Source organism: Pseudomonas sp. GW822-FHT02G04 (assembly GCF_058802085.1).
Window position 1 is genome coordinate 27,484 of record NZ_JBXANU010000021.1, and the last position, 14,072, is coordinate 41,555.

A 14,072-nucleotide genomic window follows, 5' to 3' on the forward strand; every position below is an offset into this window, starting at 1 on the left:
CTGGGCCAAACTAACGAAAAATAGCACTTGAGAATCAATTGCGCAGTCTCTAAGCTGCATCGGCGTCAAGGAGGACGCCCCCCTTTTTCACCCCCGTAATTTCCCCCCGGTTTCTCCCCCTCTTGCGTGTAAAGTAGCAGCCATAAAAATCGTATTCAGGAATTGATTATGGCCGGGGCTAAATCTTCTTTCGACATCAGCGCTAACTTCGACAGCGGCAACATTGATGTTCTGGACATCAGCAATCCTCTGCAAGCGTTGCTGGCCATCAGGCCAGATACCCGCAGCCAGCATTTCCAGTGGTTCCACTTCAAGGCCAGCGGCCTGCACGTGGGCCAGGAGCATTGGTTTCGTCTGAACAACGCCAGCAAATCCTCATACAACAAGGCCTGGGATGGTTATCAGACGGTGGCGTCCTACGACCACGTCAACTGGTTCCGGGTGCCGACCATCTTCGAAGGCGACTGCCTGCGTTTCAGCCTTGAAGCCACCGCCACCCATGCCTGGTTCGCCTATTTCGAACCTTACAGCCGTGGCCGTCACGACTGGCTGATCGAAGAGGCACTGACCAAGGCCGGCACCGAACTGCTGGCCACCGGCAAGAGCGTTGAAGGTCGCGATATCCAGCTGTTGCGCAAAGGGACTGGTGCCGAAGGTCAGCGCAAGGTCTGGATCATCGCCCAGCAACACCCCGGCGAACACATGGCCGAATGGTTCATGGAGGGCGTGATCGAGCGTCTGGAAAAACATGACGACCCGGTACTGAAAAAACTCCTGGCCAGCGCCGACCTGTACCTGGTGCCGAACATGAACCCGGACGGTGCCTTCCACGGTCATTTGCGCACCAACGCCATGGGCCAGGACCTGAACCGCGCCTGGCAGAACGCCAGCCCGGAAATCAGCCCGGAAGTGCTGTTCGTTCAGCAGCAAATGGAAAAATATGGCGTCGACCTGTTCCTCGACATCCATGGCGATGAAGAAATTCCCTACGTGTTCACCGCCGGTTGCGAAGGCAACCCCGGCTATACGCCACGGATCGAAAAACTCGAAGAGCGCTTCCGCAGCCATCTGAAGCACCTGACCAAGGACTTCCAGACCAAACACGGCTACACCCGCGACGAACCGGGCAAAGCCAACATGACCCTGGCCTGCAACAGCGTCGGTCAGAAGTTCGATTGCCTGTCCTTTACCATTGAAATGCCCTTCAAGGACAACAACGACGCGCCGAATGCGCTGACTGGCTGGTCTGGCAAGCGTTCGAAGCAGTTGGGTAAGGATGTGCTGACGACCATTGCCGACATGGTCGATGCGCTGCGTTGATTATTTGAGATCAAAAGATCGCAGTGTAGGAGCTGCCGCAGGCTGCGATCTTTTGATCTTTTGATCTTTTACTCAACCGGAACCCGCACACAATCCTGGGGCCCCAACAACCGCCCATCCTCGGCGCGCAATTCCAGCGGCCGCACCGGTCGACCGTTCTCACGATCGACAACCCGCGAATGCGCCTCCCCCACCTCATAGAAAAACGCCTCGCCCCACTGCCGCAACCCGATGATTAACGGGAACAAGCCTTGGCCCTTCTCCGTCAGCACATATTCCTGATACGCGCTGCCATCCGACGCCGGCACCAGATCGAAAATCCCGTGGGCCACTAATGTGCGCAGGCGTGCTGAAAGAATGTTCTTGGCCATGCCCAGATTGCGCTGGAACTCACCGAAGCGTCGCAGGCCATCGAACGCATCGCGCACGATCAATAGCGACCACCAATCCCCAATCGCATCCAGTGAACGGGCGACCGGGCATTCGGCGCCTTCCATGCTTGTACGTTTAACCATGACCGCGTCCGCCGGCAACCAATATGGTTGCAATATAAAACCAGACTCCTTACCGTACAACTGGTTTTATATTGAAACCACACAAGGAAGCCTGTGATGAAACCTGACCACCCGTTAAGCGGCGCCGTGGTGCTGCTGTTTGCCGTCGCCTGCGGCCTGGCCGTCGGCAATGTGTATTACGCACAACCATTGCTCGATGCCATGGCCGAAGCCTTCGCCATGCACCCGGCAACCATCGGTATCGTCATCACCCTCACTCAGATCGGTTATGGCGTGGGCCTGTTGTTGCTGGTCCCTCTGGGAGATCTGCTCAACCGTCGCCGATTGATCGTCTTGCAAACCCTGCTGTCGGCACTGGCCTTGTTGATGATCGCGTTAGCGCCGAGCAGCACCTGGCTGTTGCTCGGCATGGCGCTGACCGGGCTACTGGCGGTCGTGACGCAAGTCCTGGTGGCCTACGCCGCGACGCTGGCCATCCCGGCGCAACGTGGACGTGTGGTAGGCGTGATCACCAGCGGCATTGTCGTCGGCATTCTATTGGCACGAACGGTAGCCGGCGGCATGGCCGACCTGGCTGGTTGGCGTTCGATTTATCTGTTGTCCGCCGGGTTGACCCTGGTGATGGCGCTGCTGTTGTTTCGTGTGCTGCCCAGGCACGAAGACGCGCGACCGAATAGCGCTTACGGCGCGCTGATCGGCTCAGTCTTCACGTTGTTCAAGGAAGAACCGGTGTTGCGTCAACGGGCCATCCTTGCCCTGCTGACGTTCGCCAGTGCCATGGTGCTGTGGACCCCTTTGGTATTGCCGTTGAGCGCCCCGCCGCTTTCACTGTCCCACACCGAAATCGGGCTGTTCGGGCTGGCTGGGGCTGCCGGCGCACTGGCCGCGGCTCGCGCCGGGCATCTGGCCGATCGTGGCCTGGGTCAATGGACCAGCGGACTGTCGCTGTTGCTGATGCTCGCCTCATGGCTGCCCATCGCCCTCACTCAATCCTCGCTGTGGGCGCTGCTGCTCGGGGTGATTACGCTGGATCTGGGTTTGCAGGCCGTCCATGTCACCAGCCAGAGCATGATCTACAGCGTGCGCCCCGAAGCGCAAAGCCGACTCACCGCCGGCTACATGCTGTTCTATTCGATCGGCAGCGCCTTGGGCTCGATCGGTTCGACGGCGATGTATGCCTGGGGCGGCTGGATCGCGGTGTGCTGGCTGGGTGCGGGCATCAACGCCGTAGCGTTGATCTATTGGTGGCTGACGCTCGCCGCCAAAACACCCAACACCTGTGGCGAGGGAGCTTGCTCCCGCTCGGCTGCGCAGCAGTCGTAAATCGATCAGACGCAGAAGCGTCTGACCAACCGCATTTGGGGCTGCGTTGCAGCCCAACGGGGGCAAGCCCCCTCGCCACAGTTATCGGCAGTCCCCCGACTCATCCACGGTCCCTGCCCCGCAACATGCTGTCCAGCACCTCATCGCGGCGCACCCAACCGTGAAACAACGCCGCCGCCAGGTGCAGCAGCACGGTCAGGAACAGTAGATACGCCAGATACCTATGTGCCTTGCGCAGGAATGCAAACACCTGCGCATTCGCCGGCAGGATCGACGGCAGTTGCAACGAGCTGCTGAGCATCACCGGATCGCCAGCCGCCGAAATCATCGCCCAGCCAAGCAGCGGCAAAATCAGCATCAAGGCGTACAGCAAGACATGCGAGGCCTTCGCCGCGAGCACTTGCCAACCCGGCAGGTTCGCCGGCAGCGGTGGTTGCCGGGTCGAAAAACGCACGGCCAGACGCACGACCACCAACAGCAGAATGGCGATGCCCAACGGTTTGTGCAGGTGGATCAGCCACTCGTGACGCTCGGACACCGAGGCCACCATGCCGGCGCCGATGAACAGCATCGCGATGATCATCAGCGCCATCAGCCAATGCAGCAGCCGCGCCAGGGGAGCGAAATGGTTCGGTTGAGCGCTCATTGATGAGCCTCCTGCTTGGCGTTGGGCAACTGATTCACTTCGCTGGTGCGACGCAGATAGGAATTGGCATAGCCCGCTGAACGAGCGGCGAGCAACGGGTCGTCGGAACCTTCGATACCGCTGGGCAATACCAGCGGGTCGTAGTTGATGTCGCGGCACTCGCCATTGAGTTGTGGCTGGGTACTTTCAAGCACCAGCGTGCCGGCGTTCAGCACTTTTCGGTCGCCGGACCAGGTCTTGCTCGCATCGTTGACCGGGTCCCCGGGGTTCGCCAGGGTGATGTTCAACTGCCAACGCAGCGGTCCGGCGGACAAGCGCTGAGCCAGATCTTTCTCCAGAAAGTCAGCGCCCTCCGGTGCCGTCGCGCCCGCCGCGTCCTGAGCAACCGGGGTCATGCTCCAACGCACCGCTTGCCGCTGCCCCGCTGCGTTCACCAGGTAAAACGCATTGACGCTGTTATACGTCTCGGTCGCATAACTGGCAGAAGGTTTGGCGGTCTTGATCCAGGCAAGAAACGGCGCGGCTTCCGGGTGAGAACCGAAGAACGCCGGCACCGCCGCAGGATTCGGTTTGCCGGTGGCCGGGTCCGGTGACTGCGCCTGTTGCAGCTGATAGAACGCCTCGGGCGTGCCCACCGGGAACACCGGCATGCTGTTCATCCCGGTGCGCCACTGCTGACCGTTGGCCTGGGTAAAGCGCAACGCCAGGCTGCGGATCGGCACGCTGTTGTCCGGCGCGTAAGGGTTGCCGGCAGGCAGTGCGAAACGCCCGACCACCGGGGTCCGCGCTTCATTGAACACTTGGGCGCTGGAATACTCGCGCACCAGGCCGCTGCTCTCGAAATGCCCGATCACGCACACCCCTTTGGCGTGGTTACGACGAAACCCCGGGTGCACGCCGTTGTTTTTCTCCAGCACATTGATCAACGCTTTCGGCGTCAGGCGCTGTGGGTCGAGTGTGCCGTTGACGTAGGCAAAAGCCCCGGCCAGCGCGGCGACCACCACGGCGATGCCGGTCAGGCGCAACGTCAGGCTCGCGGTGCTCAGGGGCGGCCGAGACGGCCCTGTTGTAGATGAGCGATCAACCATGAAAGTCTCCGGGGCCGTGGGCCACAGGGGAAAAGAGCTATGAGACGAACGTCACGTAGGATTATTCCCCCTGAACTGTAGTTTCTTTCAAAGCACCGCTAGCGACGAATCCTCAAGGTTGGTCAAACCGGGTTAAAACTCGGCTCACGCTTCTGCAAAAAAGCCTGCATACCTTCCTGTTGCCCCTCCGTGGCAAACAAACCATGAAACACTCTTCGCTCGAAAAGAAGGCCCTCACGCAGCCCTGACTCCAGCGCCCGGTCCACTGACTCGCACGCAGCGAGTGTGGCGGTTTTGGCGAAACCGGCAATGATCTGCGCTGCGGCCAAGGATTGCTCCAGCAGATCGCTGGCAACGATTACCCGCGACACCAACCCTGCCCGCTCGGCCTCTTCGGCCGACATCGAGCGTCCGGTCAAAATCATGTCCATGGCCTTCGACTTGCCTATCAGGCGCGTGAGACGTTGGGTCCCGCCCATTCCAGGCATCACCCCCAACCTGATTTCCGGTTGGCCAAAACGAGCGTTATCCGCAGCAAAGATCAGATCGCACATCATGGCCAACTCACAGCCGCCACCGTATGCATAACCGGCAACAGCGGCCAGCTTGGGCGTACGCAACGCGGCAAAGGCTTCCCAATCGGCGAAATAATCCTCATGGACCATGTCCAGATAAGATTTTCCGTACATCTCCTTGATGTCGGCACCCGCCGCAAAAAAATCCGCTGTCCCGGTGATCACGAAACAGCCGACTCCGGGGTCACGGTCCAACCGTTGCAACGTGTCCAGTAGTTCGCGCATCAGGGCCGAACTCAAAGCATTCCTGGCCTGCGGGCGATTAAGACGAATCAATACGACTCGATCATGACGCTCGATCAATGTGTGCATGGTGATCTCATTAAATAGATGTGAAATGTTTGAATGAAAAAACGCTCTTGGCACACTTCAGGAATCCCAGATTGCGCCATACGCCGGAATGCCCCGCCCTTCCATTTCCTCAACCACTCGCTGGGTGAGCGTCTGGTTCGAAATGCAGATCACCGCCTCGGCACCGAACGAGCGAACCGCGTCATAAGCCAGTTGCACAAGGTCTGGCTTGCCGAGCACATCGGTGTCCCAGATCAAGGCATCAGGATTGGCCCGCAGGATCTCTTCCACCAGTTCGTCACCGTAGGTTTTTCGCGGGCTGCGGGTCGACCAGACCAGATGTATCGGCACCTGTCTGGCCAGCAAATGGGGCAACACCGGGCCGATGCCACTGCCCGTGGCGATGTACACCACCGATTTGAACAGGGTTTCAATGTGCGCCACGCCGGCGGTGGTAATGCCTTTGACCCAGACATGAGACGGCATTTGTTCGATGAACTCGCCGGTCCAATCACCTGCCCGGGAAATGATCAGGCGAAAGCCCGCTTCACCCGGTGCGGGAATATTGGCAAAGGAATGCCACTCCATCAGCGGGTTGAGACTGATGGCGTTGGAGGAGCCGGCAAACGGCGTGACATGGCCAAAACGGGCTATTACCGCATGAGAAGAAGGCCTGATCAGTTGCACCGGCACTTTGCGCAGACGAAACCATGGCAAGGCGATGCTGAACGTCAACACAATCAGCATCCAGAATGCCACCGACGTCGACAGCGCCTCGCTCACGGAGGCCTGCGGGTTCTGGTCCCGGGTAAACAGAACGCTCCATACCCAGAACAGGGCGAGTGCGGTCCATCCACCAAAGCGGTGCATGCGCTCGAAGCCGTTGTGAAAACGCCCGCGAATCCGAGGGTGAGCCATGACGGCCACCAGCAGCAAGATCCCCAGCAACCCGGTGCTCACCCCGAGCAGCGCCAGAGAAACGCCGCCCAAGCTTTCAGTCCAATGCCAGGCCAGGGAGCCGATCAACACCGCGAACCAGCCAATCGCCGCCAGCGCCCCGCCACTGTGCAAGCCGCCGAAGTGGTAAACCTTGGCCAGTGATCGGCGTATCGCAAGCGGCCAGGAAGTGGGCGCCCGGGTTGCCAGCCAGAACAGCAGATTGATGATGTACTGCTGGCGAATCAAAATCGCCAGCGACAGATTCGCCACCACCAATCCCGACAGCGCCTCAAGGACTATCCCCGTGGATGTCCACCACTGCCCGGCGGTCAACCCATGCGCCAGTGCCGCGATATTGAGTGCAAGCACCAGGGCTAACAGGCGGTTGTAATGCGAAAATATCGGCAACGTCCCCAATCGCCGCCACAGCACGCGCTTGACCGGCAGTGCGGTATCCGGATTCCCCCCCTTCATGCGCTCACCCCTTGCCGGGTCGTCGCGTCAGCCTGGTGCGTCATCGCCCACTCCAGCAGCAAGCGTTTGTCGACCTTGCCGCGTGAGGTCAGCGGAATGTGCTCCACGGCGAGGATCAGCGAAGGGACGCAATAATAGGCAAGCCGCTCTTCACAGCGCCGTCTTGCATCATCGATGTCCGTGGTAACGGGATAGACGAAGGCCACCAGATGGCGACTGTCGAGTTTCAACGTGACCGCCCGCTCGCAGCGATCAGATGACTCCAGAGCTGCAGAAACAGAGTCGAGCTCCACCCGAAACCCTCTGATCTTGACCTGATCATCGACACGTCCCAGGTGTTCAAGTTCGCCGTTCGCTGTCCAGCGCCCCAGATCACGTGTGCGAAACATCATCCGGCCCTGCCCCAGAAACGGATCGGGTCGATAGCGTTCGGCGGTCAGCGTCGGGTTACTCAAATAACCGGCGGTCACACAGTCGCCGCCAGCCCACATCTCACCTTGCTCACCCGCCTGACAGAGCTGGCCCGCCTCATCCAGCACGTACACCGTGTTGTTGGGCGTGGGTTTGCCGATCGTCAATGCACCTGCGCCCCTGTAATGCTGCATGGTGTTGACGATCGTGGTTTCGGTCGGGCCGCAGGCATTGTAAAAAGTGCAGAACGAGGACCAGCGATCAGCCAGGGGCTGCGGGCATGGCTCCCCGGCAAGGGCCACAACCTTGACTTGCTGACACCGCAATGGATCGAGTGTGCCGAGTATCGAAGGCGTAGCGATCAGCACATCGCATTGTTCGGCCGTCTGGGCGATGTCCTTGCCACGGATCATCAAGGTCGCACCATGAGCCAGACACCCGAGTATTTCCCAGGCCGCCATGTCAAAGGCGATGTTAAGTATCTGTCCGACCTTGAGCCCAGGCCGCATGCCGAGATTGCCAGGGGCTGTCAGCAAAATATTGCACACATTGCGGTGGGTCACCCGAACCCCATTGGGCAGGCCGGTGGTGCCGGAGGTAAACAGCACGAAGCACAATCGATCCGGGGTCGATGACAGCGAACAGGCCACATTCAGGTCATCAGCGGGTGTTGACGCAACCGCCATGAACTCATCGAGGCAAATGCAGTGTTGCTGCGACGTCAGGGGAATTCGCGACTCGAGGCTCGACAGTGTCAGCACCACCCGCGTCGAGGCCACGTCCATGATGTGACGCAATTGCGCGGTGGGAGTAATCCCTACGTGCTGAGGGATGTAGGCAGCACCCACTTTCAATGCGGCCAACATTCCCGCCAGCATCGGGATCGAACGCTCCACAAACAAGGCCACGTGATCGCCCGGGGCGACGCCCTGCTGACGCAACAGCGTGGCCAGTCGGTTGGCCTGCCGGTTCAGTTCACCATAGGTGATGGTTTCGCCCTCACAATGGGCGGCAATGCCCTGAGGTCTGGTGGCAGCTTGCGCCTCGATGGCGTGATGGATCAGAAGATACTCAGGCTCAACCGTCGGCCCACGACCGAACCGCGGCCACATGTCATCGGTGTTGTTGTCCGGAAGCAGCGAACAAATCGATGCCGACTCAAGGGAAATTTTGCACTCTTGCATAAAAAAAATTCTCTTCAGGCTCAATATTTACGTTCAAGCACGGGTGGTTCTGCGCAGCCTGATGAGAGGCTGGGCTGACTGCCTGAGCTTGCTGCATGGGTTGAGCCGCGAAGTTCGATGCCATTACATGGATTACAAACCCCTCAGAAATCTCCTACACAAATAAGTAATAGTTTTCCCCGACGAAGGAATAAACCACGGTGGCCGGCGTCCTTCTTGTCAGTGCCATTCATCACAGCCAGAGAACACGCCTTTTCCATGAACAACATCGACGGACAATTGCGTGAAATCATTCCCAGGCTGCAGCGCTTCGCCGTGTCGCTGACGCGCAACCCCAGCAGTGCCGACGATCTGGTGCAGGCAAGCCTGGAACGAGCGCTGTCGAATTGGAGCGCCAAACGTCCGGAGGGCGACCTGCGGGCCTGGCTGTTTTCGATTCTTTATCGGCAGTTTCTCGACGCCCACCGCCGATCCCGGCGGTATGCGCGGATGCTCGAATTCTTTACTGGGCGCGACGATGCGCAGCCTTCGGTAGAACGCACGGTAATCGCCCAATCGACCCTGCAAGCCTTCGATCAGCTCAGCACCGAACAGCGCGCGCTGCTGCTCTGGGTGTCGGTGGAAGGCTTGAGTTACAAGGAGGTCGCCGAGATTCTCGACGTCCCCACCGGCACCGTAATGTCGCGCCTGTCCCGCGCGCGCCAGGCCTTGCGCCAGCTCAGCGACGGCGAAATCACCCGCCCTTCCCTGCGGAGACTCAAATGATCAGCATGCCGCCCAGCGAGCGTGACCTGCACGCCTACGTCGATCACCAACTCAGCGATGCCGACCGACATCAGGTGGACACTTATCTGGCCAGCAATGCCGAGGTGGCCGCGCAAGTGCGCGCCTGGCAGCAGGACGCCCAGCAATTGCGCGCGGCCCTGAGCGGCGCCTTGCAGCAACCGGCCAACCCGCAACTTGACCCGGCGCTGATTCGCCAGCGCCTCAAACGCCAGTCGCGCCGTCATCTGGCCAGTGCCGCGGTGTTGTTGATTGCGGTCAGCGTCGGCGGATTGGGCGGTTGGCACGCGCGGGAGATGACTCTGGTCAGCCCCCCACTGCCGATGGCCGATGCGATGCAGGCCTACCGACTGATTGCCCAGCAAGGCATCCTGCCGGCGGATTACCAAGTCAGCGACGATGGCGACATGCAGGGTTGGCTGGACCGCTATTTCAGCCAGGCCCATCGTCTGCCGAACCTGGCGGGGGCTGGCTACAAACCGGTCAGCGGCCGTTTGCTCAGTACCGAACAAGGGCCGGCGGCGATGGTGGTCTACGAAGATCAGGGCGGCCACAAAGTCAGCTTCTACGTCCGGCCACCGGGGCCGAAAAACTTCCTCCTGCCCCGCGGCAGCCGCAGCGACGGCGAACTGCAGGCCGAGTATTGGTCGGATGCCGGGTACAACTACGCGATGGTCAGCCCGAGTGACACACCGGCGGCGCAGATGCTCAAGCAGACACTGAAGTTCTGATCCGGGTTGTGGTCACCCCTGCCCAAACACCTGCGAAGGCCTGCGCAACAGCGGGTCGAACGGATTGATCCGCGGCCCGATCAACGCCGCTTCGCGCTTGAGCATTTCCACCACGGTCGGCAAACGATCCGGCCCCAGGCGATCACTGATCGTGGCCACGCTCAACGCCGCCACCGCCCGGCCGTCGCGATCGAGGATCGGCACCGCTACGCCGGCCATGCCTTGCAACACGCCGGTGTTGCGCCCGGCGTACCCGAGCGCGCGCACATTCTCGACCTCCGAGCGCAGGAACACTTCGTCATACAGGTGAAAATCCTTGAGCCGCGGCAAGTTGTAGTGAATCACCGTGTCGCGTTCCTCTTGCGGCAGGAATGCCAGAATCGCCAGGCTGCCCTGACCCACGCCGAGTGCCACCCGCCCGCCGATGTCACCGGTAAATGTGCGGATCGGAAACGGCCCTTCACTGCGGTCCAGACAAATCGCATCAAAGCCGCTGCGCGCCAGTAAAAACAGCGAATCACCCAACGATGCCGATAACCGCAGCAATGCCGGCCGCGCCAGTTCGCGCAGGTTGTTGGTATTGCCGGCGCGGGCCGCCAAGGCAAAAAACTCCAGGCTCAGGCGATAGCGCTTGCTGCGGGCGTCCTGTTCGACCATGCCCTCGTCCATCAGGCTGCGCAGCAAGCGGTGGGTAGTCGGTTGCGACAAACCGATGCGCTGCGCCAGTTGCGTCACGCGCTCGCCGCCCTCGACGGTGTCACCCAGGCTGCGCAGCACCGCAAACAGTCTTGAGACCGCACCGACACCGACTTCATTTTTGTTTTCATTCCGATCAGTGGAATCTGACATTTGATTTCTCATTAATAAATTTACTCACTGAATAAAACTGAAAATAGTCATCGCTTCAGTGAAATAGGTTATTGAGCCCATCCTATTCTTCGTCCTACTCTGCGTCCATACAGGGGCGATTCGAACAACAACGGCAGCCGACACATGTCGAGCGCCAACACCCCCCGCAACATCTTTTCGTATCTGCCCATACAAAAAAGCGCGCCGTTGGCGACGCATAACAATCTCAGGTGGAGCGCAGTCATGGCCTTTGTGCAGCTTGAAAACCTCGGCAAACGATATGGCGAGATCGACGCAGTCGTCGCCACCAACCTGTCGGTGGAAAAAGGCGAGTTCGTCTCACTGCTCGGCCCCTCCGGCTGCGGCAAAACCACCACCCTGCAAATGATCGCCGGCTTCGTCGAAGTCAGCAGCGGGCGGATTGTGCTGGACGGTCGCGACATCACCCACGCCAAACCCGCCAGCCGAGGCCTGGGCGTGGTGTTCCAGAGTTACGCACTGTTCCCGCACATGACCGTGCAAGACAACGTCGCCTTCGGCCTGCACATGCGCAAAGTGCCCAGCAGTGAGTTGCAGCAACGGGTGGACCGGGTGCTGAAACTGGTTCGCCTGCACCAGCACGCCGAGCGTTACCCGCGAGAGCTTTCCGGCGGCCAGCGCCAGCGTGTTGCACTGGCCCGGGCGTTGGTGATCGAGCCGCCGGTGTTGCTGCTCGACGAACCGCTGTCCAACCTCGACGCCAATTTGCGCGAAGAGATGCAGTTCGAAATCCGCCGCATCCAGCGCGAAGTCGGGATCACCACGCTGATGGTCACCCACGACCAGTCCGAAGCGCTGTCGATCAGCGATCGGGTGGTGGTGATGCAGGCCGGGCGCATCACCCAGATCGACGCCCCTTACACCCTCTACGAACACCCGCGCACCGAGTTCATTTCCGGGTTCGTCGGCAAAGCCAATCTGCTGCCCGGTGAGCGAGATGGCGCCGGTGTGGTTCAGGTGTGCAACACCGGCAACGGCGAACTGTCGTTAAGCCTGCGCCCGGAAAAAATCGATCTGCGGGAAAAAGGCCATGGTCGTCTGCAAGGCAAGATCGCCAGCCGCTTCTTCCTCGGCAGCCAGTGGTTGTACGGCGTAACGACAACCCTGGGCGAACTCTGCGTGGTGCGTCGCAACGACGGCTCGGCGCCACTGGCCGAAGGCACGGCGGTCGGCCTCGACTGGGACGCGGCACTGCTGCGGGTGCTGAGTGTCGACGAGGTGTCGGCATGAATACGCTCGCCGCCATCCGCCAGGGACGCCAAGGGTATGTGTTGTCGGCGCCGGCCCTGGCGTTGTACGTCGGCCTGCTGGCAATCCCGCTGCTGCTGACGCTGGTGTTGTCGTTGAACGTCTTCGACTACAGCGCGGGGATCAACAGCGACGCCTACACCTTCGCCCACTACAGCAGCCTGCTGGGCGATCCGTACTTCTACGAGATCTTTCTGCGCACGATGTGGATCAGCGCCCTGACCACCCTGCTCTGCGTGCTGATCGGCGTGCCCGAGGCCTACATCCTCAGTCGCATGGGCGCACCGTGGCGTTCGATTTTCCTGATTCTGATCCTCACGCCGCTGCTGATTTCGGTGGTGGTGCGGGCGTTCGGCTGGAGCCTGTTGCTGGGCGCCGACGGGCTGGTCAACCAGACCTTGCAAGCCTTCGGTGGCTCGCCGATGAAGCTGCTCTACACGCCGTTCGCAGTGGTGATCGCGCTGGTCCACGTGATGCTGCCGTTCATGATCATTCCGGTCTGGACCTCGCTGCAAAAACTCGACCCGGCCGCCGAGCAGGCTGCGCTGTCACTGGGCGCCAGCCACTTCACGGTGATACGCAAAGTGGTGTTGCCGCAGGTCATGCCCGGCGTGCTCTCCGGCACCTTGATCGTGTTCGGCCTCGCGGCCAGTTCCTTCGCCATTCCCGGCCTGCTGGGCGGACGCCGGCTGAAGATGGTCGCCACGCTGATCTACGACCAGTACCTGTCGGAGCTGAACTGGCCGATGGGCGCCGCGATTGCCGTGGCCCTGCTGTTGCTCAACCTGCTGATCATGCTGTCGTGGAACCGGATGATCGAAGGCCGCTACAAGAAGTCATTGGGATAATTCGTCATGTCCAGAAACGGTCCTTTCGCCCTGCTGTTCCATGCCCTGGTGGTGCTGTTCATGCTCGCGCCGCTGGTGGTGGTGTGCCTCGTCGCCTTCACCCCGGAAAACACCCTGAGCCTGCCGACCACGGATTTCTCCCTGCGCTGGTTCCGCGCCGTGTTCGAACGCGCGGACTTTGTCGATGCGTTCTACAACAGCCTGATCCTGGCCTTCAGCGCGGCCAGTCTGGCGACGCTGATTGCGGTGCCGGCGGCGCTGGCGATCACCCGCTTCGAGTTCCCCGGACGGGACTTTTTCAACGCCCTGTTCCTGTCGCCGATCATCATTCCGCACCTGGTGCTGGGGGTGGCGTTGCTGCGCCTGTTCGCGCTGATGGGCGTCAACGGCAGCTTCGCCTGGCTGATCTTCGCGCATGTGCTGGTAATCACGCCGTATGTGTTGCGACTGGTATTGGCGTCGGCCATCGGCCTGGACCGCAGCGCCGAACACGCCGCGCAATCCTTGGGTGCCGGACGCTTCACGCTGTTCCGGCAAATCACCTTGCCGATGATTCTGCCGGGGGTCGCCGGTGGCTGGCTCCTGGCGTTCATCAACAGTTTTGACGAGGTCACGTTGTCGATCTTCGTCACCTCGCCGGCCACGCAAACCTTGCCGGTGCGCATGTACGTGTACGCCACCGAATCCATCGATCCGATGATGGCGGCGGTGTCGGCCCTGGTGATCGCGCTGACCGCGCTGACGATGATTCTGCTCGATCGGGTCTACGGCCTGGATCGGGTTCTGGTGGGTAAACAATGAGGGCGCC

At 60.7% G+C, this 14,072-nt stretch carries 14 protein-coding genes; 7 read left to right on the forward strand and 7 right to left on the reverse strand.

All coding sequences use genetic code 11. The features are described from left to right. Window positions 1-168 precede the first annotated feature (168 nt). Window positions 169-1,320 carry a M14 family metallopeptidase gene (locus AC1RO5_RS22605; RefSeq protein ID WP_493177754.1) on the forward strand — a complete coding sequence of 384 codons (1,152 nt, stop codon included), beginning with the start codon at window positions 169-171 and terminating at the stop codon, window positions 1,318-1,320. Window positions 1,321-1,388: 68 nt separating this feature from the next. On the opposite strand, the gene AC1RO5_RS22610 is transcribed toward AC1RO5_RS22605, so the two are convergent. Beyond that, on the reverse strand, window positions 1,389-1,835 hold the full coding sequence (locus AC1RO5_RS22610; protein WP_258669597.1) for a winged helix-turn-helix transcriptional regulator: 447 nt from the start codon (window positions 1,833-1,835) through the stop codon (window positions 1,389-1,391). Window positions 1,836-1,931: 96 nt separating this feature from the next. Here AC1RO5_RS22610 and AC1RO5_RS22615 point away from each other — a divergent pair, with 96 nt between their 5' ends. Further along, window positions 1,932-3,158 carry an MFS transporter gene (locus AC1RO5_RS22615; protein ID WP_493177756.1) on the forward strand — a complete coding sequence of 409 codons (1,227 nt, stop codon included), beginning with the start codon at window positions 1,932-1,934 and terminating at the stop codon, window positions 3,156-3,158. A 100-nt stretch (window positions 3,159-3,258) separates the two neighbouring features. Here AC1RO5_RS22615 and AC1RO5_RS22620 read toward each other — a convergent pair whose 3' ends face one another. The 5 genes from AC1RO5_RS22620 to AC1RO5_RS22640 all read right to left on the reverse strand — a co-directional run bounded on the left by AC1RO5_RS22620 (window position 3,259) and on the right by AC1RO5_RS22640 (window position 8,766). Beyond that, window positions 3,259-3,804, reverse strand: a complete 546-nt coding sequence (locus tag AC1RO5_RS22620; RefSeq protein WP_493177757.1) for a cytochrome b — start codon at window positions 3,802-3,804, stop codon at window positions 3,259-3,261. Beyond that, window positions 3,801-4,892: a catalase family peroxidase gene (locus AC1RO5_RS22625; RefSeq protein WP_026345725.1), complete on the reverse strand. Its 1,092-nt coding sequence runs from the start codon at window positions 4,890-4,892 to the stop codon at window positions 3,801-3,803. Before AC1RO5_RS22625 ends, AC1RO5_RS22620 begins: the two co-directional genes overlap by 4 nt. A gap of 122 nt (window positions 4,893-5,014) precedes the next feature. Continuing rightward, window positions 5,015-5,779 carry an enoyl-CoA hydratase-related protein gene (locus tag AC1RO5_RS22630; RefSeq protein WP_493177858.1) on the reverse strand — a complete coding sequence of 255 codons (765 nt, stop codon included), beginning with the start codon at window positions 5,777-5,779 and terminating at the stop codon, window positions 5,015-5,017. Window positions 5,780-5,836: 57 nt separating this feature from the next. Beyond that, a complete protein-coding gene (locus AC1RO5_RS22635) occupies window positions 5,837-7,171 on the reverse strand; it encodes a ferredoxin reductase domain-containing protein (RefSeq protein ID WP_493177759.1) in 1,335 nt (444 codons plus the stop codon). Then, entirely contained in the window at window positions 7,168-8,766 is a 1,599-nt protein-coding gene (locus AC1RO5_RS22640) for an amino acid adenylation domain-containing protein (RefSeq protein ID WP_493177761.1), read from the reverse strand. Before AC1RO5_RS22640 ends, AC1RO5_RS22635 begins: the two co-directional genes overlap by 4 nt. Before the next feature lie 258 nt (window positions 8,767-9,024). Here AC1RO5_RS22640 and AC1RO5_RS22645 point away from each other — a divergent pair, with 258 nt between their 5' ends. Both AC1RO5_RS22645 and AC1RO5_RS22650 read left to right on the forward strand, forming a co-directional pair. Then, window positions 9,025-9,531 carry an RNA polymerase sigma factor gene (locus AC1RO5_RS22645; protein WP_493177762.1) on the forward strand — a complete coding sequence of 169 codons (507 nt, stop codon included), beginning with the start codon at window positions 9,025-9,027 and terminating at the stop codon, window positions 9,529-9,531. After that, entirely contained in the window at window positions 9,528-10,280 is a 753-nt protein-coding gene (locus AC1RO5_RS22650; RefSeq protein WP_019648428.1) for an anti-sigma factor family protein, read from the forward strand. Before AC1RO5_RS22645 ends, AC1RO5_RS22650 begins: the two co-directional genes overlap by 4 nt. A 12-nt stretch (window positions 10,281-10,292) precedes the next feature. On the opposite strand, the gene AC1RO5_RS22655 is transcribed toward AC1RO5_RS22650, so the two are convergent. Further along, window positions 10,293-11,129, reverse strand: a complete 837-nt coding sequence (locus AC1RO5_RS22655; protein WP_018925445.1) for an IclR family transcriptional regulator — start codon at window positions 11,127-11,129, stop codon at window positions 10,293-10,295. A gap of 243 nt (window positions 11,130-11,372) precedes the next feature. Here AC1RO5_RS22655 and AC1RO5_RS22660 point away from each other — a divergent pair, with 243 nt between their 5' ends. The 3 genes from AC1RO5_RS22660 to AC1RO5_RS22670 are packed head-to-tail and all read left to right on the forward strand — an operon-like array spanning window position 11,373 to window position 14,065. Further along, window positions 11,373-12,398 carry an ABC transporter ATP-binding protein gene (locus tag AC1RO5_RS22660; RefSeq protein ID WP_493177763.1) on the forward strand — a complete coding sequence of 342 codons (1,026 nt, stop codon included), beginning with the start codon at window positions 11,373-11,375 and terminating at the stop codon, window positions 12,396-12,398. Beyond that, the gene (locus tag AC1RO5_RS22665; protein WP_019648426.1) at window positions 12,395-13,264 is read left to right on the forward strand and encodes an ABC transporter permease; all 870 of its coding nucleotides are present in this window, start codon (window positions 12,395-12,397) and stop codon (window positions 13,262-13,264) included. Before AC1RO5_RS22660 ends, AC1RO5_RS22665 begins: the two co-directional genes overlap by 4 nt. Before the next feature lie 6 nt (window positions 13,265-13,270). Then, on the forward strand, window positions 13,271-14,065 hold the full coding sequence (locus tag AC1RO5_RS22670; protein ID WP_019580025.1) for an ABC transporter permease: 795 nt from the start codon (window positions 13,271-13,273) through the stop codon (window positions 14,063-14,065). Window positions 14,066-14,072: the final 7 nt, after the last annotated feature.